Genomic DNA, 26980 nt, shown 5'->3' with positions numbered 1-26980 from the left:
TGTGACCGGCCGGTCGGCTGGTGTGCGGCCGCTTTGTCTTCGGCCCTGTGGTGGGGGCCCTGTCCTGCCGAGAACCCATCTTCGCACTTGTTGACGGTGGGCGGGACGCGGGGCCCGTGTCCGGGACGGATGATCGTCCGTCCCAGTGGATTACCGCTGGGTAGGAAACAGAGGATTTCGTCGAGAGCGAAACCGTCCCTTTCCCGGCCGCGGTGCCGTGAGGGGAACGCGTACGGCCCCGGACGTATGCCCGGGGCCGCAGGGGCGCCTCGCCGTTCGTGGCCGGGGCCGCGGCGCGACGCCCCTGGCGCGGCCGTCGCCTCAGCCGAGGTCGCCGTCGGCGGTGCGCTCCGCCAGCTTGACCAGGGTGCGGATCGCCGATCCGGTGCCGCCCTTGGGCGTGTAGCCGTACGGGGCGCCCTCGTGGAAGGCGGGGCCCGCGATGTCCAGGTGCGCCCAGGCGATGCCCTCGCCCACGAACTCCTTCAGGAACAGACCGGCCACCAGGCCGCCGCCCATCCGCTCGCCCATGTTGGCGATGTCGGCGGTCGGCGAGTCCATGCCCTTGCGCAGGTCGGCCGGGAGCGGCATCGGCCAGGACGCCTCGCCGACCTCGTCGGCGATCTCGTGGATCGAGGTCCGGAAGGCGTCGTCGTTGGCCATGATGCCGAACGTGCGGTTGCCCAGGGCCAGCACCATCGCGCCGGTCAGGGTCGCCACGTCGACGATCGCGTCCGGCTTCTCCTCCGACGCGCGGGTCAGCGCGTCGGCCAGGACGAGCCGGCCCTCGGCGTCGGTGTTGAGGACCTCGACGGTCTTGCCGCTGTACATGCGCAGGACGTCACCGGGGCGGGTGGCGCTGCCCGACGGCATGTTCTCGGCGAGCGCCAGCCAGCCGGTGACGTTGACGCGCAGGCCCAGACGGGCGGCCGAGACGACGGTCGCGAACACAGCGGCCGCGCCGGCCATGTCGCACTTCATCGTCTCGTTGTGCCCGGCCGGCTTGAGCGAGATGCCGCCCGAGTCGTAGGTGATGCCCTTGCCCACGAGGGCCAGGGTCTTCTCCGCCTTCGGGTGCGTGTAGGCGAGCTTCACCAGGCGCGGGCCGCGGGCCGCGCCCTGGCCGACGCCGAGGATGCCGCCGAAGCCGCCCTTGACGAGTGCCTTCTCGTCGAAGACCTGCACCTTGACGCCGTGCTCCTTGCCGGCGGCGGTGGCCACGGCGGCGAAGGACTCGGGGTACAGGTCGTTCGGCGGGGTGTTCACCAGGTCGCGGGCGCGGTTGATCTCCTCGGCCACGGCGAGGGCGCGCTCCGCGGCGGCCTTGAACGCCTTGTCACGCGGCTTGGCGCCGAGCACGGCGACCTCGGCGAGCGGCAGCTTCGGGCCGCCGGCCTTGGCGTCCTTGGGGGCGAGCTTGTTCTCGCCGGCCTGGTAGGCGGTGAAGGCGTACGCGCCGAGCAGCGCGCCCTCCGCGATGGCCTCGGCGTCCTCGACGGAGGCGATGGGCAGCGCGAAGCCGGCCTTCTTGGCGCCGGCCAGCGAGCGGGCGGCCGCACCGGCGGCCCGGCGCAGCGCCTCGGCGTCGTACGCGCCGTCCTTCTTCGGGGCCGCGCCGAGACCGGCCGCGACGACGACCGGGGCCTTGAGGCCCTCGGGGGCGGGGACCTTGGTCAGCTCGCCCTCGGCACCCGAGGCGCCCAGGGTCGCCAGGACGGCGGCGAGCTTCCCGCCGAACGCCTTGTCCACGGCCTCGGCGCCCGGTGCGAGGACGAGGTCCCCAGACTTGGATCCAGCGCCCTTGGCGACGCCCACGACGAGGGCGTCGGCGCGCAGCGTCGCCGCACCGGCAGTGCTGAGAGTGAGAGCAGTCACGGTGGTGAAATCTCGCTTCCGTTGAGTTCTTTTCCGGTCTGTGTCGGTCGAAGGGGTGGCCGACCGGGCCCGGCGCATCGTAGACGCCGCCGCAATGTGCCGGGAATGAGCCTACGCGCGCCTTTGCTGCCTGATCACGGCGGCGGGGCGTCCGGCGTCCGCGGGCGTCGTACGGTGGTGGTCCCGGGAAGATCGTCCCGGCGGAACGGGTCCCGGGCGCAGAGGCGTTGGCGGGGGCCGAGGGAACATGGGGGAACGATGCGCGACCGGACGGCCGCTCGGGTGACCGCGGGGCGCGGTGCTCTCGCCGTCACCGTACTGATGGTGCTGGTGACGCTCACGGGCTGCTCGTCGCGGTCCGAGCGGGCCCCCGAGGGCAAGGAATCCGCCTCCCCGCGGCCCGCCGCGCGCTGGCAGCCGGAGCCGGGCACCGACTGGCAGTGGCAGCTGTCGGGCGGGCTCGACACGACGGTGGACGCCCCGGTGTACGACATCGACGGCTTCGACCGGGACGCGGCCGACGTCGAGGCGCTGCACGGCGCGGGGCGCAAGGTCATCTGTTACCTGTCCACCGGCGCCTGGGAGGACTTCCGCCCGGACGCGGCGCGGTTCCCCACCGCCGTTCTCGGCAAGGGCAACGGCTGGAAGGGTGAGCGCTGGCTCGACATCCGGCGCACCGACGTCCTGGAGCCGCTGATGGAGACCCGGATCGCGATGTGCGCGAAGAAGGGCTTCGACGCGGTGGAGCCGGACAACATGGACGGCTACCGCAACAAGAGCGGCTTCCCGCTGACCGCCGCCGACCAGCTGCGCTACAACCGGCTCATCGCGCGCCTGGTCCACCGCCACGGGATGGCCGTCGGCCTGAAGAACGACCTCCCGCAGATCCCGGAGCTGGTCGCCGACTTCGACTTCGCGGTCAACGAGCAGTGCGCCCAGTACGAGGAGTGCGAGGAGCTCACCCCGTTCGTGAAGGCGGGCAAGGCGGTCTTCCACGTGGAGTACGAGCTGCCCGCGGCACGGTTCTGCGAGCGGTCCCGGAAGCTGGGGCTCAGCTCCCTGCGCAAGGAGTACGAGCTGGGCGTCGAGCGCGAGACCTGCGCGCGGGGCTGACGGGCCGCCTCAGCCGAGCGCCAGGCCCACCAGCGTCACCGTCGCCGCCGTCTCGGCCAGGGCGCCGAACACGTCCCCGGTCACCCCGCCGAACCGCCGCACGCAGTGCCGCAGCAGCAGCTGGGCGACCACGAGCGCGGCCACCGCCGACAGGGCGCAGCGCGGCGCCCCGTACCCGCCGAGCAGCGCGCCCGCGCCCGCGCAGGCCGCCATCGTCACGAGCGCGGCGGCCACCGCGCCGGCCACCGGGACCGTGCCGGCGACGGCCGCGCCCAGCCCCTCGGGCCGGGCCGGGGGGACGCCGCGCCGGGAGGCCAGGGTGAGCGCGAGCCGGGCGGTGACGGCGGAGACGACGGCCGCGACCGCCCCGTGCGTCCAGCCCCGCGCGTACAGCTGCTGGAGGACCGCCACCTGGGCCAGCAGGACGAACAGCAGGGTGATCACGCCGAAGGGCCCGATGTCCGACTGCTTCATGATCCGCAGCGCGTCGTCGGCCGGCTTGCCGCTGCCCAGCCCGTCGGCGGTGTCGGCGAGACCGTCCAGGTGGAGCCCCCGGGTGAGGGCGGCCGGCACCGCGGCCGAGGCGACGGCGGCGAGCAGCGGCCCCGCGCCGCCCCACAGCAGCAGGCTGCCCGGGACGGCCGCGAGCACGCCGACGACGAGCCCGGCCAGGGGCGCGCACAGCATCCCGGCACGCGCGGCCTCGCGGTCCCAGCGGGTGACGCGGACGGGGAGCACGGTCAGGGTGCCGAAGGCGAAACGTACGCCGTGGCTGTTCAGGGAGGTCACGGCGCGCAGGCTAATCGGTGGGGGCGCCCGCTAGATTGTCCGAAATACCGCATAACGGGGCAGAAGCGGATTGTCGGGAGTGAGTGGCATGGGTCACTGGTTCGATCAGAACTTCGTCGAGCCGGGGAAGCTGCCGCTGCTCCTGGCCCTGGCCGCCTTCGTGCTGACGTTCGGGATCACCCGGGTCATCACCCGGATGATCCGGGCCGGGAAGGGACCGTTCCGCAACATCACACCCGGCGGCGTCCACGTCCACCACGTGGTGCCCGGTGTGGTGCTCACGGTGGTCGGCGGCTTCGGCGCGGTGGCCGGCGGGCAGCACGGCGTCACGGCTTCGGTCTGCGCGGTCGTCTTCGGGATGGGTGCGGGGCTGGTGCTGGACGAGTTCGCGCTGATCCTGCACCTGGACGACGTGTACTGGACCGAGGAGGGGCGCCAGAGCGTGGAGGTCGTGGTGCTCACGGCGGCCCTGGTGCTGCTGGTGCTCGGCGGGTTCTCCCCGCTGGGCGTGGACGACCTGAGCGACGATCAGCAACAGGGCCGCCTCGGCGCCGTGCTCACCGTCGTCGTCAACTTCTGCTTCGTGCTGATCGCCCTGTTCAAGGGCAAGGCGCGGATGGCCGTGGTCGGCACGCTGATCCCGTTCGTCGCCCTGGTTGGCGCCGTCCGGCTGGCCCGGCCGACCTCGGTGTGGGCCAAGCGGTTCTACCGCGGCCGGCACCGCGCCCGCTCCCGCGCGGTGCTGCGGGCCTACCACCACGACCTCCGCTGGGCCGGGCCGCGCCGCAGGTTTCAGGACCTGATCGGCGGGGCGCCGGACCGCGTCCCCACCCCGTCGCCCAAGCCCTGACCGCCCCGCCGCCTCCCGCGCACCACCGGGGTCGCGCACAGGGCGACGGCCGCCACGATGGCCGCCAGGTGCTCCCGGCCCGCCAGGTTGTCCTTCATCACGGTCTCGGCCGCCATCGCCGCGATCACCAGCGCCCCGGTGACCCGGGCCCGGTGGGCGCAGCAGACGCAGACGGCCAGCGCGACGACCGCCGCCGACGGGCCGGTGTCCACGATCCACGCGTCGGAGGCGGGCAGCCCGAAGAACCCGTCGGGCCCGGCCGCTATGCCGGCCCGCGCGTACAGCGTCCCGGCGAGCGTCGCCGCGTACGCGATCAGCAGGGTCCGCCACCGGCCGAGGCAGATCTCCGCCGCCCCGAACACCACCAGCATCTGCGCCAGCGCGCCCCACACCGGCAGGTCCAGCGCGGGTACGAACAGCGACAGCGGGGTACGCAGCAGGGCCATGCCGAGCGGGTCCTGGGCCCGCACCGCGCCGAGCGCCTGCACCGGCCCGTAGCCCCAGGGCCGGTTCTGCACCACCTGGAGCAGCCCCGTCAGGCACACCGCCGCCAGAGTCATCGGCACGGCCCGCGGCCCCTTGGCGGCGAGCGGGGCGCTTACGGCGGACCGGAGCGGGCCCCACTCGTGGCGGGCCGCCCGGCGGAGCACGCCCAGGACCTTCATCCACGCGGTCCCGACGGGACGTCGCGGCCCCGGCCGAGCCGCGAGCGGTGCAGCCACTTGGGCAGGCCCGGGGCCTCCAGGAACCCTTCGGCGCGGCCGGCCGCGACGCCGATGCGCAGCAGGTCCGCGCTCTTCTCGAAGAGCAGGAACCGGGGCTCCCAGATCGGGCGGTACTTGGCGTTGGCGCGGTAGAGCGACTCGATCTGCCACCACCGCGAGAAGAAGCTGAGCAGCGACCGCCACATGCGCAGCACCGGCCCCGCGCCGAGCCGCGAGCCCCGCTCGAAGACCGAGCGGAACATCGCGAAGTTCAGCGACACCTGCGTCACGCCGATCTTCTCGGCCCGTTGCAGGAGTTCGATGACCATGAACTCCATCAGCCCGTTCTCGGCGTCCCGGTCACGCCGCATCAGGTCGAGCGAGAGCCCTTCGGGGCCCCATGGGACGAAGCTCAGCAGGGCCCGCAACTCGCCCCGCGTACCGTCCTCGCCGGGGGTGGCGTCCCGGCACTCCAGCATCACGCACTGCCCGTCGGCCGGATCGCCGAGCCGGCCCAGCGCCATCGAGAAACCGCGCTCGGTCGCCCCGTCGCGCCAGTCGTCGGCCCGCCGCACCAACTCCGCCATCTCCTCATCGGGGATGTCGGCGTGCCGGCGCACCGTCACCTCGTACCCCGCCCGCCGCACCCGGTTGTAGGCCTGGCGGACCGTCCTCATCGCCCGGCCCTCCAGGGTGAATTCGGCGGTCTCCACGATCGCCTCGTCGCCCAGCTCCAGGGCGTCGAGGCCGTGCCGGGCGTAGACCGTGCCGGCTTCCTCGCTCGCCCCCATCACGGCCGGGATCCAGCCGTGCTCGCGGGCCTCGGCCAGCCACGGTGTGATCGCCCCCGGCCAGGCCTCCGGGTCCCCGATCGGATCGCCGGACGCCAGCGAGACCCCGCCGACCACCCGGTAGGCGACCGCCGCCTTCCCGGTCGGGGACCAGACGGCGCTCTTCTCGCGGCGCAGCGCGAAGTAGCCCAGCGAGTCCCGCTCGCCGTGCTTGTCGAGCAGCGCCCGCAGCGCCGCCTCGTCCCCGGGGGTGATCGGGTCGACCGCGCGACGGGAGCGGAAGGCCGCGTACACGACGGCGATCAGCAGCAGCGTGGACAGGACGTTGACGGCGACGTCGACCCAGCCCGGCGCGGTGATGCCGGGGAACCGGTAGTCGCTGGCCGCGACGGACACCAGCCGCAGCGCGCCGTAGCCCCAGCGGTCCAGGAACGTCGAACGGTATTCGTCGTGCGCGGTGTTGGTGACCGTGACCAGGAGGGCCGCGAGCAGCGAGGTGATCAGCAGCCCGCCGACCGCCACCGCCGCCGCGAGCTTCGGGTTGGACCGGTCGCCCTTCGCGTAGAACTCGCGCCGGCCGAGGGCCAGCGCCACCACGAACGCGGCGGTCAGCGCCAGCGAGATCCAGTTCTGCGGGTACCGCCGGACCTCCGGGAAGCCGATCACGGCGGCGAGCAGCAGCAGCGTCAGCCCGCTCAGCACCATGTTGACGATCCAGGCGGCCCGTTTGCGCCGCCGCATGGTGACGGCCAGGAAGAGCGCGACCACACCCGAGGAGAAGCCCGCGGTGAGCAGGTACGGGGTGAAGTAGTTGTCCGTGTTGTGACGGCGCAGATCCTGGCCGAAGGTGACCCAGACGGCGCTCAGGAAATTGATGAACGACACGACGCGCAGGTACCAGATGACCAGAGCCGCGCCGCGCCGTGAACGCTGTGTGCTGGGTCTGCGGGCGGCACCCCGCCCGGATTCCTCACCGGCCATCTGGACCTCTCCCATGGAAAGCGATCATATGGGGCATCACGCTTCATGGGGGCTGCTCCGCGGCCGGTGTCAGGCAGCCGCGGAGCGAGGAACCGGCAGCCTGCCGTCAGTCCTCCGCGTCGCCCTTCCCGGCGTCCGTGCCGTCCTCCTGTGCCACCGGCTCACGCTCGGGCAGCTCCGCCGCCAGCGCGGCCGCGGCCTGGACGAACGGCAGGGCGAGCAGCGCCCCGCACCCCTCACCGACGATGACGCCGTGGTCCAGCACCGGGTTGAGCGCCATCCGGTCGAGCGCCTTCGCCTGCGCCGGCTCACCGCTCAGCTGCCCCGCCAGCCACCAGTCCGGCGCCCGGAACGCGGCCCGCTGGCCGACCAGCGCCGCGGCCGCGCCGACCACCCCGTCCAGGACCACCGGGAGCCGTCGCACCGCGCACTGGAGCAGGAAGCCGGTCATCGCGGCCAGATCGGCGCCGCCCACCGTGGCCAGCAGCTCCAGCTGGTCGCCCAGCACCGGCCGGGCCCGCCGCAGCGAATCGCGTACCGCCGCGCACTTGCGCATCCACGCCAGGTCGTCGATCCCCGCGCCGCCGCGCCCGGTGACCACCGAGGCGTCCGTGCCGCACAGTGCCGCGATCAGCGTGGCCGCGGCCGTCGTCCCGCCGACGCTCAGGTCGCCGAGCACCACCAGATCGGTGCCCGAGTCGGCCTCCTCGTCGGCCACCGCGACACCGAGCCGGACCGCCGCCTCGGCCTCCTCGGCCGTCAGCGCGTCCTCGACGTCGATCCGGCCGCTGCCCCGGCGCACCCGGGTCCGTACCACCGCTTCCGGCAGCAGCTCCGGGTCGCAGTCGAGACCGGCGTCGACGATCCGCACCGGCACGGAGAACCGGCGGGCCAGCACCGCCAGCGGCGTCGCCCCGTCCAGCGTGGCCCGCACCAGCTCGTGCGCCGTACCGGCCCCGCGCCCGGACACATCGAGCTCCGCCACCCCGTGGTCACCGGCGAACAGCACCACGCGCGGCTGCTCGACGGCCCGCACCGGTACCGCCTGCTGGGCGGCCGAGAGCCACGCGCCCAGCTCGTCCAGGCGGCCGAGGGCCCCCGGAGGGACGCTGAACCGCTCCCGGCGTTCCTCGGCGTCTCGCCGTACACCCCCGTCGGGGCGTTCGATCAGGTCGGAGAAGTCGTCCAGATTCACGGGGATCTGCCTCGCGGGTCGATACGTGGGGTGGGCCGGGGAGCCCGGCGGGGGCTCACTGCGGAACAGTACCCGCCGCGTTTTCCGGCCCCGGCCGGTGCGCCGGAGCCCATGCGCGCGCGACCGGGCCCGCCCGACGGTTCGGCATGCCCATCGAGTCGGACCGGAGCCCACGCGCGCGGCCGGACCGGGACGCCCGTCCGGTCGGCCCGGACGGCCGTCCCCGGAGCCCACGCGCGCAGGGCCGGCCCCGCGAAGCGCGCGGCTGCCCCGCCCGGCACGGTCAGCCGCGCAGCGTCAGCACCTGTCCGGCCACGACCAGCAGCACCTGCTCGCACTCCTCGGCCACCGCCGCGTTCAGCCGCCCCAGCTCGTCCCGGAAACGCCGCCCGGCCGCCGTCGCCGGGACCACACCGGAGCCGGTCTCGTTGGTCACCAGGACGACGGTGCGCCGCGTCCCGCGCACCGCGGCGACCAGCTCGCCGGTCCTGTCCCGCAGCGCCCGCTCACCGCCCCGCGCCCACGCCGCGTCGTCCCAGGCGCCCACCCGGTCCATCGCGTCGGTCAGCCAGAGCGACAGGCAGTCGATCAGCAGCGGCGGCCCGTCCGAGGCCAGCAGCCCGGCCACCTCGCACGTCTCCTCGGTGCGCCAGGCCGCCGGCCTCCGCTCCCGGTGCAGCCCCACCCGCGCCGCCCACTCCGCGTCCCCGTCCCGGCCGCCCCCGGTCGCCACGTACACGACCTCGGGGTACGTCTCCAGGCGCCGTTCCGCCTCGACCGACTTGCCGGAGCGCGCGCCGCCGGTGACCAGCGTGCGCCGGGGCACGACGGGCGGCGCGGGGTAGCCGCCCACCGTCAGGGTCGTGCCGTCCGGGACGGCCCGCGCCCCGGCCGCGGCGAGCCGGCGCTCCAGCTCGGGCCCCGGCGGGGCGTCGTGGTCCAGGTGGACGGCGACCAGCTCGGTGGCCGGCCCGGCCGCCCCGACGGCCCGCAGCCGTGCCACCGCGTCGGGCCGCCCCACGATGTCCGCCGCCACCAGGTCGTACGGCTGGGCGGCCGGCTCGGTGAGGCCGGCCGGTGCGCCGCCCGGCGGCAGGTAGAGCAGCCGGGCGCCCTCCGGCGACGTCACCTCGTAACCCGTCCCCGGCGCGTCCATCGGCACGGCCCGCACCCGGTGTCCGCTGATCAGCGTCAGCACCCGGCCGTCCGGCACCCGGCCCGCGGGCGGCAGCCCGGCGGGCAGTTCGACGGCGGGCCCGTCGTGCGGATGGGTGAGGAGCACCTGGCGTACGCCGGTGAGCGAGTGCCCCGCGCGGGCGGCGGCGAACACGGCCCCGGGCGTGAGGTCGAGCAGCAGCGCGTCGTCGACCAGAAGGGCGGTCGCGGCCCGGCTGCCCGCCCCGCGGGCGGTGGCGCAGGCGGCGCAGGGGCAGTCGGGCCGCGGCAGCCCGTCGGGGGCTCCGGTGCCGAGGAGAGTCAGTTCCACGTTCCGATCCTCCCGCGTGCACGCGGGAGGTGCGCGACGTGGGGTACGCGAGGCGCGACCGGGCCCCTTCTGTTCCGGACCGGAGCGATTAGGCTGCGGACCGTAACAAATGACCAGGGAGGCGCACATGGCGTGGACGTGGCGGTTCGAGAAGTCCGACGGTACGGAGACGGAGCCGGCCCTGCAGCCGGAGGAATTCACGACGCAGGGTGACGCGGAGTCCTGGATCGGCGAGTACTGGAAGGAACTCCTGGACGGCGGGGCGGAGCAGGTGACGCTCTTCGACGACGGGACGAAGATCTACGGCCCGATGAGCCTCCGGGCCGACGAGGCCGGCTGACGGGACGCGACGGCCGCCGGGCGGGCCCGATGGGCCTGCCCGGCGGCCGTCGCCGTGCCGCGTCCCTCAGATCTCGCCGAGCGTCACATCGGCGGTCTTCTCCGCGTTGCCGCGCATGTAGGTCACGGTCACCTTGTCGCCCGGCTTGTTCCCGGCCAGGGCCTCGGAGAGCGAGGTGATCGTGGTGACGGGGGTGCCGCCGACCTTGGTGATGATGTCGCCGGACCGCAGCCCCGCGTCGGCGGCCGCGCCGCCCTTTTTCGCGCTGACGATCGCGACGCCCGCGGGCTGGTAACTGGCGTTGACGACCGTGCGGCCCGTGATGTCCAGAGCGGCCCGGCCCGAGTCGATGACCTTGCCGTTCTTGATGATCTGGTCCGCCACCGTCCGCACCATCGAGGCGGGGATGGCGAAGCCGATCCCGGGCGCCGCGCTGTCGCCCATCTGCGGGTCGGAGGCCGCGAGCGTCGGAATGCCGATGACCTGGCTGTTCAGGTTGACGAGGGCGCCGCCGCTGTTGCCCGGGTTGATCGCGGCCGACGTCTGGACCATGTTCGCGATGGTCGCTCCGGTCCCGCCGCCCGAGCTGCTCTCGCTCACGGTCCGGCCGAGCGCCGAGACGATGCCCTGGGTGACGCTGCTGGACAGGCCGAGCGGCGAGCCCATCGCCAGCACGATCTGTCCCACGGCGACCTTCTCCGAGTCGCCGAACTTCGCGGCCCGCAGCCCGTCGGGCACGTCGTCGAGCTTGATGACGGCGAGATCCTGCTCGGGATAGGTGGCGACCAGTGACGCCTTCAGGACCTTCTCGCCGGTGGCCACCGTGACCTTGAACGTCTTCTCCTCGCCGACGACGTGGGCGTTGGTGACGATGTGGCCCTTGGCGTCGTAGACCACACCGGAGCCGAGGCTGTCGGACGCGTCGATCTGCACGACGGACGGCAGCACGTCGTTGATGACGGACTGGTACTCGCTCTGCAGATCACCGGCGGCCTTCGGGGCAGGGCCGGGCTGGGCCGATCCGGACTTCGTCGCGTCGGGCTTCGAGGCGGAGGCGTTCGAACCGGAGCAGCCGCTCACCAGCGCGAGGGCGCAGAAGCCGGCGGACAGGGGCAGCAGCAGCCGGCGCGCACGACGGCGGGAGTGAAAGACATCCATGTCCGGATTATTACTTTCGGCCCCGATGGCGGCCTGTTGAGCGCATCCACCGGGGCACCGCGCGGCCGGACGGGAGATCTACCCCCGCACCCCGCACAGGTGCAGCAGCGCGGCCACCCCGCGATAGGGGTCCGTCCGCCCCGCCCGGTCCTCCGCCGCGAGCACCCGTTCCAGCTCTGCCGCGGGCGGCAGCTCGACGTCGTTGCTCACGTTGTCCGTGAAGATCCGCACCCCGTACCAGGCGTGCAGCGGCGCCGCGATCGAGGCCAGCGTCGCCGTGAGCGCGTCGAGCCGGTCCGCGCGCACGGACAGCCCGAGCCGGTTGGTGTACCGGGCGCTGTCGAACGCGGCCAGCGCCCCGTCCCAGTCCCCGGCCGTCCCGGGCCGCATCGCCAGCGCGTCCGCGTTCCGTACGAGCAGCGACAGCAGCCCGCCCGGCGCCAGCATCCTCGCCAGGCCCGCGACCATCGCGTCCGGCTCCTGGACGTACATCAGGACGCCGTGGCAGAGCACCACGTCGAAGCTGCCGGGCAGGAAGTGCACCCCGGTGTCCTGGCCGTTGCCCTCGATGAGGCGGACCCGCTCGCGGATGCCCGCGGGCTCGCCGCCGAGCGCCTCACGGGCGACCCGCAGCATCTCCGGGTCGGACTCCAGCCCGGTCACCGTGTGGCCGGCGCGGGCGAGCCGGAGCGCCTGCGTGCCCTGGCCCATGCCGACGTCGAGGATGCGCAGCCGCTGCCCGACCGGGAAGCGGGCCGCCATCTGCTCGTCCAGCTGCCGGGCGACCAGCTCCTGGCGCACGGTGTTGCGCAGCCCGGAGAGCCCCTTCGTCCAGGCCGGAGCGGCCCCGGCGAAACCGGTGACCGCACCGTCCCGCCGGCCGGCGGCTACGCCGTCGGCCGAGCCGGGGAACTCCGTACTCAGGGCCGCTCCCCGCGCTTGACCTGCGGCTTCGGCAGACGGAGCCGACGCATCTGGAGCGTACGCATCAGCCCGTAGGCGACCGCGCCGCGCTTCGGGGTGTCCGGGAAGCGCGTGTTCAGCTGCTTGCGCAGCCGGAACGCGAGCCCGATCGAGTCGATCACGATCAGCACGATCACGATCAGCCACAGCAGCAGCGAGATGTTCTGGATGCCCTGCACCTGGATCACGCTGAGAATCAGGATGATCACGGCGAGCGGCAGGAAGAACTCCGCGATGCAGAAGCGCGAGTCCACGAAGTCGCGGACGAAGCGGCGCACGGGCCCCTTGTCGCGCGCGGGCAGATAGCGCTCGTCACCACTGGCGAGCGCCTCCCGCTGCTTGGCCATGTCCACACGCCGCGCTTCGCGCTGGCGCTTCATGGCCTCCTTGCGGTCGAGCGGCGCGCCACTGGAGGCACGACGGCGCTGCGACTGGGCCTCGCTGCGCTTGGGGGTGGGGCGACCTTTGGGGGCCTGCGGGTCGCGGGACGTCTTGGAGAGGTCCGCCGTCACCTTGTCGGTGGGGGCCTTCTCTTCCTTGGAGCGGCTACGGAACACAAGGCCCAAGGGTACGGGGTCGATCGCGACGACCCCAGACCGGCCGGGAACGATCCGGCAACGGCCTGCGTCCTGGTGGGTGTACGAGCGGGACGATACGGGCGTCATCAGCGGATTCCCGGACCTTCACCCGCCCGATTCCCGGCCTTCACACCGTTTCCCGGACCCTCACCTACTCCCTGGGCCGGAGCGGTCCGGGGGCACAGTCGTCCTTGGGGAGGACCCCATCCTCGCTCGAACAGTGCGGTAATAGAGGCAGGGCCCGTACTGTGGGTTCTGTTGGAGTGCTGGAGCCCAGTTGAGTCAGAAGGGGGCGCGCGAAGCCCATGAGCGGTGTCATGAAGCGTATGGGGATGATCTTCCGCGCGAAGGCAAACAAGGCCCTTGACCGGGCCGAGGATCCGCGCGAGACCCTCGATTACTCGTACCAGAAGCAGCTGGAGCTGCTTCAGAAGGTGCGCCGCGGGGTCGCCGACGTGGCGACTTCGCGCAAGCGGCTGGAGCTGCAGCTGAACCAGTTGCAGGGCCAGTCTTCGAAGCTGGAGGACCAGGGCCGCAAGGCGCTCGCGCTCGGCCGCGAGGACCTGGCGCGCGAGGCGCTGTCGCGCCGTGCCGCCCTCCAGCAGCAGGTCACCGACCTGGAGACGCAGCACACCACGCTGCAGGGCGAGGAGGAGAAGCTCACTCTGGCGGCCCAGCGGCTGCAGGCCAAGGTGGATGCCTTCCGGACGAAGAAGGAGACCATCAAGGCCACCTACACGGCGGCCCAGGCGCAGACCCGGATCGGGGAGGCCTTCTCCGGCATCTCCGAGGAGATGGGCGACGTCGGCCTCGCCATTCAGCGGGCCGAGGACAAGACCCAGCAGCTCCAGGCGCGCGCGGGCGCGATCGACGAGCTGCTCGCCTCCGGCGCCCTGGACGACCCGAGCGGCACGGCGAAGGACGACATCGCCGCCGAGCTGGACCGGATCTCCGGTGGTACGGATGTGGAGCTGGAACTTCAGCGCATGAAGGCCGAACTGGCCGGCGGTTCCTCCTCGCAGCAGGCGATCGAGGGCGGCCCGCAGGACGCCCAGCAGCAGACCGGTCAGTCCCACAAGTTCGACAAGAATTAAGGCAGCGTCATGATCGTACGGATCATGGGGGAGGGCCAGGCAGTCCTGGCCGACAGTCATCTCGCCGAGCTCGACAAGCTCGACGACGCCCTGCTCACCGAGATGGAGAGCGGTGACGGGCCGGGCTTCCGCACCACCCTCCACGCGCTCCTGGCCCGGGTGCGCGAACTCGGCACACCCTTGCCCGACGACTCCCTGGAGCCGTCCGAGCTGATCCTGCCGTCGCCCGACGCGACCCTCGAAGAGGTACGCGCCATGCTCAGCGACGACGGCCTGATCCCCGGCTGACACCCGGCGGCTCTCCAGCACCCGCACTCTGTGCCCCGCGCCCGGCCCCCGCCGGACGCGGGGCACAGTGCCGTACGGGCGGCCCCGCCGCTCGCCGCGCTCCCCGGCGGCCGGACCGGGCCGCGAGCGACACGCCGTAACGTAGCTGGACGTGACCACCCTCGGAACCGGGGTCCTGCGCGTACGCCACTGGCTGCGCGCCCATCCCCTCGCGCTGGACGGCGCGCTCGCCCTGGCCGTCCTCGTGGCCATGCTCGTCGCGTCGTACGTCGACCCGGGCGGGCACCACGGGCCGCCCACCTTCGGCACCCGCACCCCGGCCCCGAGCAGTCTGCTGCTGATGACGCTGGGCGGCCTGGCGCTGGTCCGGCGCCGCCGCGAACCCATGGCGGTGCTCGCCGTCACCGTCGCGCTGGCCTTCGTGGAGCTGGTCACGGCCGACCCGCCGACGCCCGTGGTGATGAGCGCGGTCATCGCGCTGTACACCGTCGCCGCCCGCACCGACCGGCCCACCACCTGGCGGGTCGGGCTGCTCACCATGGCCGCGCTCACCGCCGGCGCCATGCTCTTCGGCTCGGCGCCCTGGTACGGCCAGGAGAACCTGGGCGTCTTCGCCTGGACCGGCATGGCCGCGGCGGCGGGCGACGCGGTCCGCTCCCGGCGCGCGTTCGTCGACGCGATCAGGGAGCGCGCCGAGCGGGCCGAGCGCACCCGCGAGGAGGAGGCCCGCCGCCGGGTGGCCGAGGAGCGGCTGCGGATCGCCCGCGACCTGCACGACGTCGTCGCCCACCACATCGCCCTGGTCAACGTGCAGGCCGGAGTCGCCGCCCACATCATGGACAAACGCCCCGACCAGGCCAAACAGGCCCTCGCCCACGTCCGCGAGGCGAGCCGCTCCGCGCTCAACGAACTCCGCGCCACCGTCGGGCTGCTGCGCCAGTCCGGCGACCCGGAGGCCCCCACCGAACCGGCCCCCGGCCTCGCTCTCCTGGGCCAACTCGTGGCGAGCGTCCGGCAGGCGGGACTGTCCGTCGAGGTGGCCTGCGCGGTGGGGGAGGAGCCCCCGCTGCCCGCGGCCGTCGACCTGGCCGCGTACCGGGTCATCCAGGAGGCCCTGACCAATGTGCGCAAGCACGCCGGTCCGGGTGCCAGGGCCGAGGTGAGTGTCGTACGGGTCGGAGCCACGGCCGAGGTCATGGTGCTGGACGACGGCCGGGGGAACGCCGCCGGCACCCCGCAGGCCACGCGCGGCGGCGGCCACGGCCTGCTCGGGATGCGTGAACGCGTCACCGCGCTCGGCGGCACCCTCACCGCCGGTCCCCGCTACGGGGGCGGCTTCCGCGTCCATGCGATCCTGCCCGTCGAGGCCCGCGCGCAGGAGCCCGGTCGGCCGGGCGCGGCGGACCGGACGGGGGAGAACGCATGACAGCTGCCATCAAGGTCCTGCTCGTGGACGACCAGGCGCTGCTGCGCAGCGCGTTCCGGGTGCTGGTCGACTCGGAGCCCGACATGCGGGTGGTGGGCGAGGCGGCGGACGGGACGCAGGCCGTGGAGGTGGCCCGCACCGAGCGGCCCGACGTGGTGCTGATGGACATCCGGATGCCCGGTACGGACGGGCTGACCGCGACCCGGATGATCAGCGCCGACCCGGATCTCGCGGACGTCCGCGTGGTCATGCTCACCACCTTCGAGGTGGACGAGTACGTGGTGCAGTCGCTGCGCGCCGGTGCCTCGGGCTTCCTCGGCAAGGGCGCCGAACCGGACGAACTCCTCAACGCCATCCGGATCGCGGCCGGGGGCGAGGCGCTGCTCTCGCCCGCCGCGACCAAGGGCCTGATCGCCACGTTCCTCGCACAGAGCGCGAACGGGGCCGACGCGGGGCCGGGCGCGGCCGTGTACTCCGAGCGGCTGGCGGCCCTCACCGGCCGGGAGCGCGAGGTGCTGGTCCTGGTCGCGGGCGGGCTGTCCAACGACGAGATCGCCGAGCGCCTGGTCGTCAGCCCACTCACCGTCAAGACGCATGTGAACCGGGCCATGGCGAAGCTGGGCGCCCGGGACCGCGCGCAACTGGTGGTAATTGCGTACGAATCGGGCCTGGTGCGCCCTCGGGTGGAGTAAGGGTGCAGCTGGGGCGTACTCCAGCTGCGGTATGCGCGGCATCAGAAAGCGACCCTGGGGCCGACGCTTTTGCCTTCGGGGATCGGCGATCGTATAGGTGGGCCGGGTGTGTCCCCGAGTTACCCCGCCCACCTGCCGCGTAAGCCACAGAAGAGAGACCCACCCATGTCCTGGCTGTCCAGATTCAGCCTCGCGCAAAGGGCCCTGATCGGGCTGATCTCGATCGTCGCGCTCGTTTTCGGCGCGATCGCGATCCCGCAGCTCAAGCAGCAGTTGCTGCCCACCATCGAACTTCCGATGGTGTCGGTGCTCGCCCCCTATCAGGGCGCGTCCCCCGATGTGGTCGAGAAGCAGGTCGTCGAACCGCTCGAGAATTCGATCAAGGCCGTAGACGGTGTCACCGGCATCACGTCGACCGCCAGCGAGGGCAACGCCGTCATCATGGCGTCCTTCGACTTCGGTTCCGACGGCACCAAGCAGCTTGTCGCCGACATCCAGCAGGCCGTGAACCGCGCCCGCGTCCAGCTGCCCGCCGATGTCGACCCGCAGGTCATCGCCGGCTCGACGGACGACATCCCGACCGTCGTCCTCGCGGTCACCTCCGACAAGGACCAGCAGGCGCTCGCCGACCAGCTGGACCGCACCGTCGTCCCCGCCCTGGAGGACATCGACGGTGTCGGCCAGGTCTCCGTCGATGGTGTACGGGACCTCCAGATCTCCGTCACCCCCGACGACAAGAAGCTCGCCGCCGCCGGTCTGGACGCGTCCTCGCTCTCCCAGGCCCTCCAGGCGGGCGGCGCGACCGTCCCCGCCGGCGCCTTCTCCGAGTCCGGCAAGAGCCGCACCATCCAGGTGGGTGGTGCCTTCTCCTCGCTGAAGCAGATCGAGGACCTGCGGGTCACCGGTCAGGACCCGGCGTCCGGCAAGCCCGGCAAGCCGGTGCGCGTCAGTGACATCGCGACGGTGAAGCAGGAGCCCGCCGCCGCGGACTCCATCACCCGCACCAACGGCAGGCCGAGCCTCGCCGTCATGGCGACGATGGACAAGGACGGCAGCGCCGTCGCCATCTCGAACGCGGTCGAGGACAAGCTCCCGGACCTGCGCAAGGACCTCGGCTCCGGCGCCGAGCTGACCGTCGTCTCCGACCAGGGCCCCGCCGTCTCCAAGGCGATCTCCGGCCTGACCACCGAGGGCGCGCTCGGCCTGGTCTTCGCGGTCATCGTGATCCTGGTCTTCCTCGGCTCGCTCCGCTCCACCCTGGTCACCGCGGTCTCCATCCCGCTCTCCGTGGTCCTCGCGCTGATCGTGCTCTGGACCCGTGACCTCTCGCTCAACATGCTGACCCTGGGCGCGCTCACCATCGCGATCGGCCGGGTCGTGGACGACTCGATCGTCGTCCTGGAGAACATCAAGCGGCACCTCGGCTACGGCGAGGAGCGCCAGTCGGCGATCCTCACCGCGGTGAAGGAGGTGGCCGGCGCGGTCACCTCGTCCACGCTCACCACCGTCGCCGTCTTCCTGCCGATCGGCCTCGTCGGCGGCATGGTCGGCGAGCTGTTCGGCTCCTTCTCGCTGACCGTCACCGCGGCCCTGCTGGCCTCGCTGCTCGTCTCGCTGACCGTGGTCCCCGTCCTGTCGTTCTGGTTCCTGCGCGCCCCCAAGGGCACCGCGGAGGACCCGGACAAGGCGCGCCGCGACGCCGAGGAGAAGGAAGCCCGCAGCCGGCTCCAGCGGATCTACGTCCCGGTGCTCCGCTTCGCCACCCGGCGCCGCATCACCAGTGTCGTCATCGCCGTCGCCGTCCTGTTCGGCACCTTCGGCATGGCCCCGCTGCTGAAGACGAACTTCTTCGACCAGGGCGAGCAGGAAGTCCTGTCCATCAAGCAGAAGCTGACCCCGGGCACCAGCCTGGCGGCCGCCGACGAGGCGGCCAAGAAGGTCGAGAAGCTCCTCTCCGACGACAAGGGCGTCAAGGACTACCAGGTCACCGTCGGCTCGTCCGGCTTCATGGCGGCCTTCGGCGGCGGTACCGGCGCCAACCAGGCCTCCTACCAGGTCACCCTGAAGGACTCGGCCGGCTTCGAGGCCACCCAGGACCGCATCGAGAAGGGCCTCGCCAAGCTCGACGGCATCGGTGACACCACCATCAGCGCCGGCGACGGCTTCGGCAGCCAGGACCTGAGCGTCGTGGTCAAGTCGGCCGACGGGGACACCCTGAGGAAGGCGTCCGAGCAGGTGCGCGCCGAGGTCGCCAAGCTCAAGGACGTCACCGACGTCCAGAGCGACCTGGCGCAGAGCGTCCCGCGGATCTCGGTCAAGGCCAACGACAAGGCGGCCGACGCCGGATACAACCAGGCCACGCTGGGCGCGGCCGTCGCCGCGGCGGTGCGCGGCACCCCGTCCGGCAAGGCGATCATGGACGACGCCGAGCGCGACGTCGTCATCAAGTCGGCCCACCCGGCCACCACGATGCAGGAGCTGAAGGATCTTCCGCTCGGCGGCACCAAGCTCGGCTCGATCGCCGAGGTGAAGCTGGTCCCCGGTCCGGTCTCCATGACCCGCATCGACGGTCAGCGCGCCGCGACCATCACCGCGCGCCCCACGGGTGACAACACCGGCGCGGTCAGCACCTCGCTCCAGACGAAGATCAACGCCCTGGACCTCCCGGACGGTGCCACCGCCACCATCGGCGGTGTCTCCGAGGACCAGGACGACGCCTTCGTGAACCTGGGCCTGGCCATGCTGGCGGCCATCGCGATCGTCTTCATGCTGCTGGTCGCCACCTTCCGGTCGCTGATCCAGCCGCTGATCCTGCTGGTCTCCATCCCGTTCGCGGCCACCGGCGCGCTCGGCCTGCTCATCGTCACCGGCACCCCGATGGGTGTCCCGGCGATGATCGGCATGCTGATGCTGATCGGCATCGTGGTGACCAACGCGATCGTGCTGATCGACCTGATCAACCAGTACCGCACCCAGGGCCTGGGCGTCGTCGAAGCGGTCATCGAGGGCGGACGCCACCGTCTGCGCCCGATCCTCATGACCGCCCTGGCGACGATCTTCGCCCTCCTCCCGATGGCGCTCGGCGTCACCGGCGAGGGCGGCTTCATCTCCCAGCCGCTGGCCGTGGTCGTCATCGGCGGCCTGATCAGCTCGACCCTGCTGACGCTCCTCCTGGTGCCGACGCTGTACGCGATGGTCGAGCTCCGCAAGGAACGGCGCGCCGGGAAGAAGGCCGCGAAGCGCGCCAGGAAGGCGGGCCTCCCGGCCCCGGCCGAGTCGCAGGAAGCCTCCTCCGACGAGCTGGAGCCCGCGAAGGGCTGATCGGGCCGGAGAAGGCCTGATCCGGTCCGGCTGTCCGGTCCGCCCGGCACGAACAGGGGCCTGTCCCGCACCGAGTGTGCGGGACAGGCCCCTTCGGGTTCGGCGGCGGGTGTCAGGCGGCCCCGCTGAGCGCCTGGACCATGCGGAGCCACAGCTCGCCGTGCGGGTGGGCGTGCTGGACGCTGAGGCCGGCGATCTCCCTCAGCAGCCGGACCCGGACCTCCTCGCGCGAGCGGGGGATCAGGATGGCCAGTTCGCTCGGTTCGACGCCCTCGACGGCACCGGCGAGCACCATGCCGGCCTGGGCGTGGGTGAGGGAGGACAGCTGGTCGTTGAAGACCTGCCCCTCGATGGCCGCCGCGGTCATCAGGGCGTTGCCGTCCCCGTCCGCCATCGCCCGCTCCACATAGGCGTGGAGGGCGTCGCGGTCCTCCACCAGGCGGTACGCGGCGTCCATCCCCTCCGCGCGGGAGACATCGAGGAGGGCGACGTGCGAGAGCGGGGTGTCCGGGGACGGCCGGACCCCGAGAAGGCGCGGGTGGTCCTGGAGGAAGGCCCGCGACTCGGCCCAGGACTCGCAGCCCACCCACTCGGCCAGCTGCTCCGAGAGGATCAGCGGGTCGTACGCGGCGGTCACCCCGTGGACGAGTACGAGCTCACGGAGCGCGGCGTGCCGCTGCGCGGTACGGGCGTCCAGGAGCGCCAGTTCCTCGAGAGCCGTCGCGGTCTCCTCGCCGCCGAGGACCTCGGTGTTCCGGGACCAGACATCGCGTGACGTGGGCCAGTCGGGCGCGAACAGCCAGGAGCTGACCAGGTCCAGCGTCTCCTGCGACAGGCCGAGCCAGTCGGGCGCCGGGCCGAAGGTCTCCGCCTCCCACGCGGCGCGCACGGCCTCGGCATCGCCGTGGGCGCGAAGCGCACGCCGGGCCCGTACGGTCACCACGTCCGGGCCGTCGTCCTCCTCGGCACCGCCGTCCCCGCCGAGGAAGGACACGAGTGCCCGTACGCCGTCCGAGGGGCGGGTACCGGGGCAGTCCAGCAGGAAGATGCTCCGCTCGACACCGAGGCGCCGGGCGGTCGCCGGGTGGACGGCGGCGAACTCCGCCACGACCGCGTCGAACGCCGCGACCGCCGCGTCGTGGTCGTCGGTGCGGGCGAGCGCGTGGGCCAGGTCGCCCAGGGAGTGCAGCAGGTCCCCCGCGAAGGCGCGGGGGTCAGTCAGGGCCAGGGCCCGGTAGGCGGCGACCGCTTCCCGGGCCGTGCCCACCGCCCTTTCGGGGTCCTGGCCCATCCCCAGGAGCTTGCCGAGGTTGCGCAGGGCGAGAGCCAGATCGGGGCGGTGGGCGCCGCTCTGCTCGTCCGCGAGCCCGCGCCAGAGGAGGACACCTTCCCGGGCCGCGGTCAGAGCCTCCTGCGGACTGCCGGTGTGGGCGAGGTTCTGGGCCAGGGTGCCGAGCGAGCCCGCGAGGGAGGAGCGGAGGACGGGCGCGTCGGCGACGAGTTCCCGCAGCAGCGCGACGCCCTCCTCCGATGCCCGCAGCCCCTCCGCCGGTTCCCCGGCCCTGTTCAGGTGGGCGGCGAGATTGGCGAGCGAGGTGGCCAGCTCCTGCCGGAAGACGTCGGGCTGCTGTGCGGCGAGTTCACGGCGGATGGCGACCGCTTCCCGGCCGGCCGCGAGCGCCCCCGACATGTCGCCCAGGGTCGCGCGGAAGTTGCCGAGGTTGTTGAGGGCGACCGCGAACTCCGCGAGGAAGGCGTCCCGGTCCTCGGCGGCGAGGTGCCCGTAGAGCGCGACCGCCTCCTCGGAGTGGGGCAGGGCCTCCCCGGGCTCACCCGCGGTGCCGAGATGCATCGCGAGGTTGTTGAGCATCGCGGCCAGCCCCGGCGCCGAGGCCGTCGGGCGGTTCCGGACCAGATCGCGCTGGATGCGGACGGCCTCGCGGGCGAGCAGCACACCCGACGCCCGGTCTCCGGCGGTGGCGGTCTTGTTGGCCAGCGAGGTCAGGGTGCGCGCGAGATCCGGCTGGAAGACGTCGGGGTGCTCCTTGGCGAGTCCGGCGAACATGCGCGCGGCCTCCCGGGCCGGGGCGAGCGCGCCCTCGTGGTCCCCGGTGGCGGAGATCCGTTCCGCCAGGTTGTGGAGGGCGGCGGCCAGGTCCTGCCGGAAGGCGTCCGGGTGCCGTGAGACGAGTTCCCGGCAGATGTCCACGGCCTCCCGGGCGGGCGCGAGAGATCCCGCGAGATCGCCCATGTCCGCCCGGTGCTCGGACAGATTGGTCAGGGAGCCCGGCAGCGCGGCCCGCAGGGCGGTGGGGTGGCGCTCGGCGACCTTCCGGTTGACCCGGACCGCCGCCTCCGCGTGCGGGAGCGCGTCCGCCTGCCGCCCCACGGCCTTCAGGACGTAGGCCAGATTGGTCAGGGAGGAGGCGAGGGGCGCCAGGAACTCGTCCGGATGCGAGGCGGCCAGCTCGGTGTGGAGCCGTACCGCCTCCTGCGCGGGCTCAACGGCGGCCCGGCGTTCCCCGACGGCCGCCAGGCTCACCGCCAGGTTGGTCAGCGAGGCGGCGAGCCGCGGACGGAAGGCCGCGGGTTCCTCCTCGGCCAGCTCCCGGAAGATACCGGTGGCGGCCCGCGTCAGCGTGAGCCCCTCCTCGCGGTCACCGATGCCGTGGACGCGGCGGCCGAGCGTGGCGAGGGCGAGAGCCAGGTCCGGCCGCGACGCGCTGCCTTCCGCCTCGGCGGCTCTCCGCTGGAGCGCGACCGCCTCGCGCGCCGGAACCAGCGCCCCTTCACGGTCGCCGATGTCGGCGCACCGGTTGGCGACGCTGACGAGCGTGTGGACCAGCGACGTCGTGCAGGACCCGGGGGCGGCCTCCTCCAGCGCCCCGTAGAGGAGGGCGGCCTCCCGCGCCGCCTCCACCGCCGCGTCCAGTTCCCCTTCCCTCCCGAGCCGTTCGGACAAGCCGTGCAACGCCTGGGCCAGCACCGGCACCGCGCTCGGCCCGACCCGCTCCGCCAGTCCCCGCAGCATCCCGATGCCCGGCTCACCCGCCCGCACCGCGTGCCGCGACAGCCCCCGCACCACGTACGGATCGACCGACTGCCAGCCGCCGTCCGCCGTGCGCCGCTCGGTGTGCGCGGCGAGCGCGGCGAGCACCACCTCGGCGGCCTTGGCGCCCCCCGGCGCCGGCCGGTCCGCGAGGTGGGACACGAACTCCCGGTGGTACAGCCGGTACACCGCCTGCCCGCTCTCCGAGTCCTCGACGATGTAACGCCCGTACGCGGACAGCACCCAGTCCACGTCGCTCTCGTCGTACGGCACGTCACGGCCGCCCAGCGCTCCGGCGACCTCCTCCCAGACGCCTCCGGCGGGCATCCCGCGCCCCACCGTCCACGCCAGCGCGGTCAGCAGATCCCGGGCGGCGGACGGCAGTTCGGTGCCGTCCACCAGGGACCGGACCGGACCCGCCCGCAGATCGTCCTCGAACGCCGCCTCGATGGAGTCCGGCAGCCCGTCCCGCAGGCCGTCCTCCCCGGCGGCCTGCCCCCGCGCCAGCAGCGAGCCCGTCACCAGCCGGGCGAACAGGAACCCGCCGTCCACCGCCGTGGCCCGCGAGGCGACCGCTTCGCCCGCCTCCCGCGCCCGGTCCTCCGGGACACCGGCCGCCGCGCACCTGCGGAACACGTACGCGGCGATGTCCTCCTGCGTGTGCGGCTCCCGCTCCAGGTCCGCGGTGACGACGCCCGCCCCGATCAGCCTGGCCAGCGCGTCCGGCAGGGTCTCGTCCTGGTGCCCGCCGTCCGACAGGCGGCTGCGGAACGCGCGTTCGCGGGAGCCGAGCAGGACCGGGACCGCCCGCCCGAGCGGGAAGACCAGCTCCTCGATCATGGCGCGCAGATGCTCGGCGGGCACCTCGTCCAGACCGTCCAGCACCAGCACCGGCTGCCGGGGCAACTCGCGCAGCTCACCCCGGAAGTCGTCCGTGTTGCGGGGCTCCGGCAGCCCCAGCTGCCGGGCCAGCTCCGCGGCTGCCTGGAGCGGGCTCAGTCCGCGCAGATGCACCGAGGCGAGGGAGCGCTCCGGGCGCGGGCCCGGATCCGGGTCGCCCTCGCGCAGCCCGCCCTGGGCCTCGGTCTCCTCGCGCTGCACGGGATCGGTCAGCGTCGCGATCCGGCCGAGCACGGCCGACTTGCCGCTGCCGGCGGGACCGGTCACCAGGAAGAGCCCGGCCTCGTCCGCCTCCAGCCAGGAGACGATCCGGCCCAGCACCTCCTTGCGGCCCGTGAAGAACCAGCCCTCCTCGCGGTAGCCGACCCCGCGCGCCGCGAGCACCAGGTGCTCCACGAGCCGGGCCGGGGCCCCGGGCACATGGCGCGGGTTGGGGAAGACCGGCCGCCCGGTGCCCACGGTCGCGGGCACCGGCGTCTGACCCTCGCCGCGCCAGCGCTCACCCAGCGCGGCCAGCAGGTCCGGGCCGCTGATCCACGCGTTGTGCGCGCTCCACGCCGAGCGGTACTCGGTGGTGGCCGGACCGGCCTTCAGCACCTCCGTCAGCGCGTCGAGCAGCGGGCCGTCGCCGTCCGAGGTCTCCCCGCGCCGGCAGCTCGCCATGATCCCGAACCACTGGACCCGGCCGGGCGGCATGGACGCGGCCTCCCAGCGCCGCAGCGCCTTCTCCAGGCCCCGGCCCACCGCGTCCCCCGCGTGGCAGGTGTCGATGACCATCAGAATCTGGTCGGCTCCCGAGGCCACCGCCTCATTGACCAGCGTCTCGGCCGCGACGCCCCGCCTGAGGGCGCGTGTCTCGCGCGTCACCTGATCGTCGCCGAGATCCAAATCGCTCAGGGCAAGGCGCAGTTCGCCGTCCACCAGCACCCCGTGCCCCGACCAGACGATGACCGCGGGCTTGGGCGCGCCCGACCCCCGCCACCCCTCGCTCCAGGCGCCGAGGGCCTGCTCGAAGGCCGCCCAGGACGGGTTCCCGTCGTCCACCACCCGCGCCGCGATCCCCAGCCCCTCCAGCAGTTCCGCGATGCCCTCCATCTGGGCCACGGCCCCGGTCAGCCGGGGAAAGCTCCGCTCGTCGGCGTACTCCTCGCACACCACACACAGCGCCGTTCCCGCGGGCTCGTGTCCCTCGTCGTCCACCACGCCCGCCTCATACGCCATCGTTCGCTTCGCCTTCCCGTACCAGCATCAGAGAGGTCATCACCGATCGCCGGACACGCTGCGTGTGCAAGCGGGCCCGCTCCGTACTCACGCCGATGAAGAAAGCAGCGTACGCACGGATGGGGCGCCCCGGGGCCGGTCCGGACAAACTCGGCTGTTTCCAGCCCTCGGGTGGTAAGGGCGAGTTCGGGCGGTGCGGAGGTTCGGCCAGGTGCCGGGCGCAAAGGAAGACGGCCTGTCCCACACCCGCGTGTGGGACAGGCCGTTGCGCTGTTTCCGAGCCCCTACTTGAGGAACGTGACGAACTCGGTCCAGGCTGCGGCCTGGACGACGAGGGCGGGGCCGGTGGGGTTCTTGCTGTCGCGTACGGGGACGATGCCGGGGAAGTCGTCGCTGATCTCGACGCATTCGCCCCCGTTGGAATTGCTGTAGCTGCTGCGGCGCCAGCGGGCGGTACTCAGCTCGGGGGAGTGAGTCATGGTCGGAAGTCCTCCATCACGGTACGGATCAGTTCCGCCGACTCGGCCAGGGGGAGCGAGTTGGCGCGCAGTACCTCGTACTGCCGCCGCCACCTCTTCACCGCGGCCGGGTCCTCGTAGAGATGACCGGCCTGGATGCTCTCCTCGTACGCCACCGAGGTGCCGTCCGGCAGGGTCAGCAGAGTCAGCGCGCCACCCAGGAGCGAGTGGAGTCCCGCACTGAACGGCATCACCTGAACTTTACTGTTCGGAGTATCCACTTGCTCCAGCAGCGAGGCCAGTTGCTGGTACATGCAGGCCCGGCTGCCCATCTGCCTCCGTAGTACGGCTTCGTCGATGACTGCCCATCGGAACGGCGGATTCTCTGAACGCTGCCGCTCCTGCCGGGACATGCGCGCGGTGACGCGTTCCTCGATCACTTCCTCGCTCAGGTCCTCCTGGCAGCGGAGGAACGTGCGCGCGTACTCCTCGGTCTGTAACAAGCCGGGCAGCGCCTGCGCGCCGTACTGCTCTATGACCTCGGCCCGAGCCTCGAAGTCCATGTACCGCTGGTACTGGTCGGGGTGGATCTCGCGGCGGGCGAGTTCGTAGAGCCCATGGAAGTGCCTGTCCGTCCCGAATGCCGTGTCCAGTCGGCTGGGAATGTCCGGTGGCGGCATCAGTTCCGCCGTCTCGATCCGGGCGAGGGTGCTCTTGCTGGAGTTGAGGATGTCCGCCAGCTGTACGAGGGAGAGGTCCGCGCGCTCGCGGTGGCGGCGCTGCTCCGAGCCGAAGTAGTGGCGGGCGGAGAGGTAGGGCGTGAGTGGCTGGGGTCTGAACGTCATGGAGCGCGCCTTCCGTGTGTCCCGCGCTGAACGTCGGGACGGGGCGGGCCTGTTGCTGCGACCCGCCGCAGCGCGACGATTGCGGCACACACCGTAACCAGCGGGTGCGACCGGGGGCCAGAGTGCTCCTCGAACGGAGGCGGAGACGACATGATGTTCGACGCGCAGGGGAGCCCGATGAGGTTGCTCCCATGGGTCGGCGAGAGCGGGGCGCCGTGCTACCTGAGCACCGACGACCCGGGCAGCCGGATGTCGCTCCTGGCCGACGAGGTGGAGGCGGACCTGCTCGACTCGGCCCAGTACGTCCTGACCGAGGCGCGGGCGTTGTTGGCCGAAACGGGCGTGGGGACGCGCGAGTTGCGGTTCACCGGGGTGCGGCTGGCGGAGTCGTTGCGGGACACCCTGCGGATCGCGGAGAGCCGGGGGTACCGGCTGGCTCCGGCCCTCACGTCTCCGGAGGACGAGGAAACCACGGCTTGCGCGGCGGCCCCGGGGGCCGGTACCAGCGAGGCTTGAGCGGCTTGCCCGGCGGGACGGGGCGGTCGGAGGCGGCGATCAGGAAGTGGGCCTCGGGGAGGTGGCCCGGAGTGCTGTGCAGCACCGGCGGCGTGGTGCAGCCGATGAGCGCGAGCAGCTTGCAGGCGGTGGCGTGGGCGCTCAGCACGGAGTCGCCCTCGGCGAGGTTGCGGTAGAAGACCCGGGCGTACGTACACGCGTGCGCGTGGGGGACCTGCCCCTCCCACCCGATGGCCACGGGGACGAGGCCGGCCATCTCCTTGGCCAACGGCTCCGTCCAGCACGCGTTGAGGACCACCAGCCGCAGCCCGAGCGGGGCGGCGTCGGCGACGCAGTCGCGTAACCCG

General features: G+C 73.0%; 22 protein-coding genes. 9 read left to right on the top strand and 13 right to left on the bottom strand.

What is annotated here, in order from left to right; all coding sequences use genetic code 11:
• Positions 1-321: 321 nt before the first annotated feature.
• Positions 322-1875 carry a leucyl aminopeptidase gene (locus P8A18_RS08045; protein ID WP_306053070.1) on the bottom strand — a complete coding sequence of 518 codons (1554 nt, stop codon included), beginning with the start codon at positions 1873-1875 and terminating at the stop codon, positions 322-324.
• 258 nt (positions 1876-2133) lie between these two features.
• Here P8A18_RS08045 and P8A18_RS08040 point away from each other — a divergent pair, with 258 nt between their 5' ends.
• Positions 2134-2988, top strand: coding sequence for an endo alpha-1,4 polygalactosaminidase (locus P8A18_RS08040; protein ID WP_306053068.1), 855 nt, complete (start codon positions 2134-2136; stop codon positions 2986-2988).
• Positions 2989-2997: 9 nt separating this feature from the next.
• On the opposite strand, the gene cobS is transcribed toward P8A18_RS08040, so the two are convergent.
• Positions 2998-3777: an adenosylcobinamide-GDP ribazoletransferase gene (gene cobS, locus P8A18_RS08035; RefSeq protein WP_306053066.1), complete on the bottom strand. Its 780-nt coding sequence runs from the start codon at positions 3775-3777 to the stop codon at positions 2998-3000.
• A gap of 88 nt (positions 3778-3865) precedes the next feature.
• Between cobS and P8A18_RS08030 the strand changes: the two genes are divergently transcribed.
• Positions 3866-4627 carry a hypothetical protein gene (locus P8A18_RS08030; protein ID WP_306053063.1) on the top strand — a complete coding sequence of 254 codons (762 nt, stop codon included), beginning with the start codon at positions 3866-3868 and terminating at the stop codon, positions 4625-4627.
• Here P8A18_RS08030 and P8A18_RS08025 read toward each other — a convergent pair.
• The 4 genes from P8A18_RS08025 to P8A18_RS08010 all read right to left on the bottom strand — a co-directional run bounded on the left by P8A18_RS08025 (position 4570) and on the right by P8A18_RS08010 (position 9784).
• Positions 4570-5292 (bottom strand): hypothetical protein, encoded by a 723-nt coding sequence (locus P8A18_RS08025; RefSeq protein ID WP_306053061.1) that lies wholly within the window; start codon positions 5290-5292, stop codon positions 4570-4572. The two genes, P8A18_RS08030 and P8A18_RS08025, sit on opposite strands and share 58 nt — an antisense overlap.
• The gene (locus P8A18_RS08020) at positions 5289-7118 is read right to left on the bottom strand and encodes a phosphatidylglycerol lysyltransferase domain-containing protein (RefSeq protein WP_306053059.1); all 1830 of its coding nucleotides are present in this window, start codon (positions 7116-7118) and stop codon (positions 5289-5291) included. Before P8A18_RS08020 ends, P8A18_RS08025 begins: the two co-directional genes overlap by 4 nt.
• A gap of 91 nt (positions 7119-7209) precedes the next feature.
• A complete protein-coding gene (locus tag P8A18_RS08015) occupies positions 7210-8298 on the bottom strand; it encodes a nicotinate-nucleotide--dimethylbenzimidazole phosphoribosyltransferase (protein WP_306053057.1) in 1089 nt (362 codons plus the stop codon).
• A 283-nt stretch (positions 8299-8581) separates the two neighbouring features.
• Positions 8582-9784 (bottom strand): bifunctional adenosylcobinamide kinase/adenosylcobinamide-phosphate guanylyltransferase, encoded by a 1203-nt coding sequence (locus P8A18_RS08010; RefSeq protein ID WP_306053055.1) that lies wholly within the window; start codon positions 9782-9784, stop codon positions 8582-8584.
• Between the two features lie 127 nt (positions 9785-9911).
• On the opposite strand from P8A18_RS08010, the gene P8A18_RS08005 reads away from it, so the two are divergent.
• Positions 9912-10124 (top strand): hypothetical protein, encoded by a 213-nt coding sequence (locus tag P8A18_RS08005; RefSeq protein ID WP_306053053.1) that lies wholly within the window; start codon positions 9912-9914, stop codon positions 10122-10124.
• Positions 10125-10190: 66 nt separating this feature from the next.
• On the opposite strand, the gene P8A18_RS08000 is transcribed toward P8A18_RS08005, so the two are convergent.
• The 3 genes from P8A18_RS08000 to P8A18_RS07990 all read right to left on the bottom strand — a co-directional run bounded on the left by P8A18_RS08000 (position 10191) and on the right by P8A18_RS07990 (position 12802).
• Positions 10191-11282 (bottom strand): S1C family serine protease, encoded by a 1092-nt coding sequence (locus P8A18_RS08000; RefSeq protein ID WP_306053051.1) that lies wholly within the window; start codon positions 11280-11282, stop codon positions 10191-10193.
• A gap of 78 nt (positions 11283-11360) precedes the next feature.
• Positions 11361-12044 carry a class I SAM-dependent methyltransferase gene (locus P8A18_RS07995; RefSeq protein WP_306060748.1) on the bottom strand — a complete coding sequence of 228 codons (684 nt, stop codon included), beginning with the start codon at positions 12042-12044 and terminating at the stop codon, positions 11361-11363.
• A gap of 158 nt (positions 12045-12202) precedes the next feature.
• Positions 12203-12802 carry a DUF3043 domain-containing protein gene (locus P8A18_RS07990; RefSeq protein WP_026249333.1) on the bottom strand — a complete coding sequence of 200 codons (600 nt, stop codon included), beginning with the start codon at positions 12800-12802 and terminating at the stop codon, positions 12203-12205.
• 338 nt (positions 12803-13140) lie between these two features.
• On the opposite strand from P8A18_RS07990, the gene P8A18_RS07985 reads away from it, so the two are divergent.
• From P8A18_RS07985 to P8A18_RS07965, 5 genes are all read left to right on the top strand, one after another.
• Positions 13141-13917: a PspA/IM30 family protein gene (locus P8A18_RS07985; RefSeq protein ID WP_026249332.1), complete on the top strand. Its 777-nt coding sequence runs from the start codon at positions 13141-13143 to the stop codon at positions 13915-13917.
• Between the two features lie 9 nt (positions 13918-13926).
• The gene (gene pspAA, locus P8A18_RS07980; protein WP_018550150.1) at positions 13927-14205 is read left to right on the top strand and encodes a PspA-associated protein PspAA; all 279 of its coding nucleotides are present in this window, start codon (positions 13927-13929) and stop codon (positions 14203-14205) included.
• 151 nt (positions 14206-14356) lie between these two features.
• Positions 14357-15631 carry a sensor histidine kinase gene (locus tag P8A18_RS07975; protein ID WP_306053048.1) on the top strand — a complete coding sequence of 425 codons (1275 nt, stop codon included), beginning with the start codon at positions 14357-14359 and terminating at the stop codon, positions 15629-15631.
• Positions 15628-16323: a response regulator gene (locus P8A18_RS07970; RefSeq protein ID WP_306053046.1), complete on the top strand. Its 696-nt coding sequence runs from the start codon at positions 15628-15630 to the stop codon at positions 16321-16323. Before P8A18_RS07975 ends, P8A18_RS07970 begins: the two co-directional genes overlap by 4 nt.
• Positions 16324-16488: 165 nt before the next feature.
• Positions 16489-19644, top strand: a complete 3156-nt coding sequence (locus P8A18_RS07965) for an efflux RND transporter permease subunit (protein WP_306053044.1) — start codon at positions 16489-16491, stop codon at positions 19642-19644.
• Positions 19645-19756: 112 nt separating this feature from the next.
• Here P8A18_RS07965 and P8A18_RS07960 read toward each other — a convergent pair whose 3' ends face one another.
• From P8A18_RS07960 to P8A18_RS07950, 3 genes are all read right to left on the bottom strand, one after another.
• Positions 19757-24814 (bottom strand): tetratricopeptide repeat protein, encoded by a 5058-nt coding sequence (locus tag P8A18_RS07960; protein WP_306053042.1) that lies wholly within the window; start codon positions 24812-24814, stop codon positions 19757-19759.
• A 284-nt stretch (positions 24815-25098) separates the two neighbouring features.
• A complete protein-coding gene (locus tag P8A18_RS07955; RefSeq protein ID WP_306053040.1) occupies positions 25099-25293 on the bottom strand; it encodes a DUF397 domain-containing protein in 195 nt (64 codons plus the stop codon).
• A complete protein-coding gene (locus tag P8A18_RS07950; RefSeq protein WP_306053038.1) occupies positions 25290-26117 on the bottom strand; it encodes a helix-turn-helix domain-containing protein in 828 nt (275 codons plus the stop codon). Before P8A18_RS07950 ends, P8A18_RS07955 begins: the two co-directional genes overlap by 4 nt.
• A 177-nt stretch (positions 26118-26294) precedes the next feature.
• On the opposite strand from P8A18_RS07950, the gene P8A18_RS07945 reads away from it, so the two are divergent.
• Positions 26295-26633: a hypothetical protein gene (locus P8A18_RS07945; protein ID WP_306053036.1), complete on the top strand. Its 339-nt coding sequence runs from the start codon at positions 26295-26297 to the stop codon at positions 26631-26633.
• On the opposite strand, the gene P8A18_RS07940 is transcribed toward P8A18_RS07945, so the two are convergent.
• A complete protein-coding gene (locus P8A18_RS07940) occupies positions 26563-26931 on the bottom strand; it encodes a hypothetical protein (RefSeq protein WP_306053034.1) in 369 nt (122 codons plus the stop codon). The genes P8A18_RS07945 and P8A18_RS07940 overlap by 71 nt on opposite strands.
• Positions 26932-26980 lie beyond the last annotated feature (49 nt).

The organism is Streptomyces sp. Mut1 (genome assembly GCF_030719295.1).
GTDB classification, from domain to species: Bacteria; Actinomycetota; Actinomycetes; order Streptomycetales; family Streptomycetaceae; genus Streptomyces; species Streptomyces castrisilvae.
This window is presented reverse-complemented; position numbering and strand designations above follow the sequence as displayed.

Bases quoted from the DNA above. Each gene is read 5' to 3' on its own strand.
- P8A18_RS07955 (WP_306053040.1), bottom strand. From the start codon at position 25,293: ATGACTCACTCCCCCGAGCTGAGTACCGCCCGCTGGCGCCGCAGCAGC.
- P8A18_RS07965 (WP_306053044.1), top strand. From the start codon at position 16,489: ATGTCCTGGCTGTCCAGATTCAGCCTCGCGCAAAGGGCCCTGATCGGG.
- P8A18_RS07995 (WP_306060748.1), bottom strand. From the start codon at position 12,044: ATGGCGGCCCGCTTCCCGGTCGGGCAGCGGCTGCGCATCCTCGACGTC.
- P8A18_RS08020 (WP_306053059.1), bottom strand. From the start codon at position 7,118: ATGGGAGAGGTCCAGATGGCCGGTGAGGAATCCGGGCGGGGTGCCGCC.
- P8A18_RS08000 (WP_306053051.1), bottom strand. From the start codon at position 11,282: ATGGATGTCTTTCACTCCCGCCGTCGTGCGCGCCGGCTGCTGCTGCCC.
- P8A18_RS07970 (WP_306053046.1), top strand. From the start codon at position 15,628: ATGACAGCTGCCATCAAGGTCCTGCTCGTGGACGACCAGGCGCTGCTG.
- P8A18_RS08040 (WP_306053068.1), top strand. From the start codon at position 2,134: ATGCGCGACCGGACGGCCGCTCGGGTGACCGCGGGGCGCGGTGCTCTC.
- P8A18_RS08025 (WP_306053061.1), bottom strand. From the start codon at position 5,292: ATGAAGGTCCTGGGCGTGCTCCGCCGGGCGGCCCGCCACGAGTGGGGC.
- P8A18_RS07950 (WP_306053038.1), bottom strand. From the start codon at position 26,117: ATGACGTTCAGACCCCAGCCACTCACGCCCTACCTCTCCGCCCGCCAC.
- P8A18_RS07960 (WP_306053042.1), bottom strand. From the start codon at position 24,814: ATGGCGTATGAGGCGGGCGTGGTGGACGACGAGGGACACGAGCCCGCG.
- P8A18_RS08005 (WP_306053053.1), top strand. From the start codon at position 9,912: ATGGCGTGGACGTGGCGGTTCGAGAAGTCCGACGGTACGGAGACGGAG.
- P8A18_RS07945 (WP_306053036.1), top strand. From the start codon at position 26,295: ATGAGGTTGCTCCCATGGGTCGGCGAGAGCGGGGCGCCGTGCTACCTG.
- pspAA (WP_018550150.1), top strand. From the start codon at position 13,927: ATGATCGTACGGATCATGGGGGAGGGCCAGGCAGTCCTGGCCGACAGT.
- P8A18_RS07985 (WP_026249332.1), top strand. From the start codon at position 13,141: ATGAAGCGTATGGGGATGATCTTCCGCGCGAAGGCAAACAAGGCCCTT.
- P8A18_RS08030 (WP_306053063.1), top strand. From the start codon at position 3,866: ATGGGTCACTGGTTCGATCAGAACTTCGTCGAGCCGGGGAAGCTGCCG.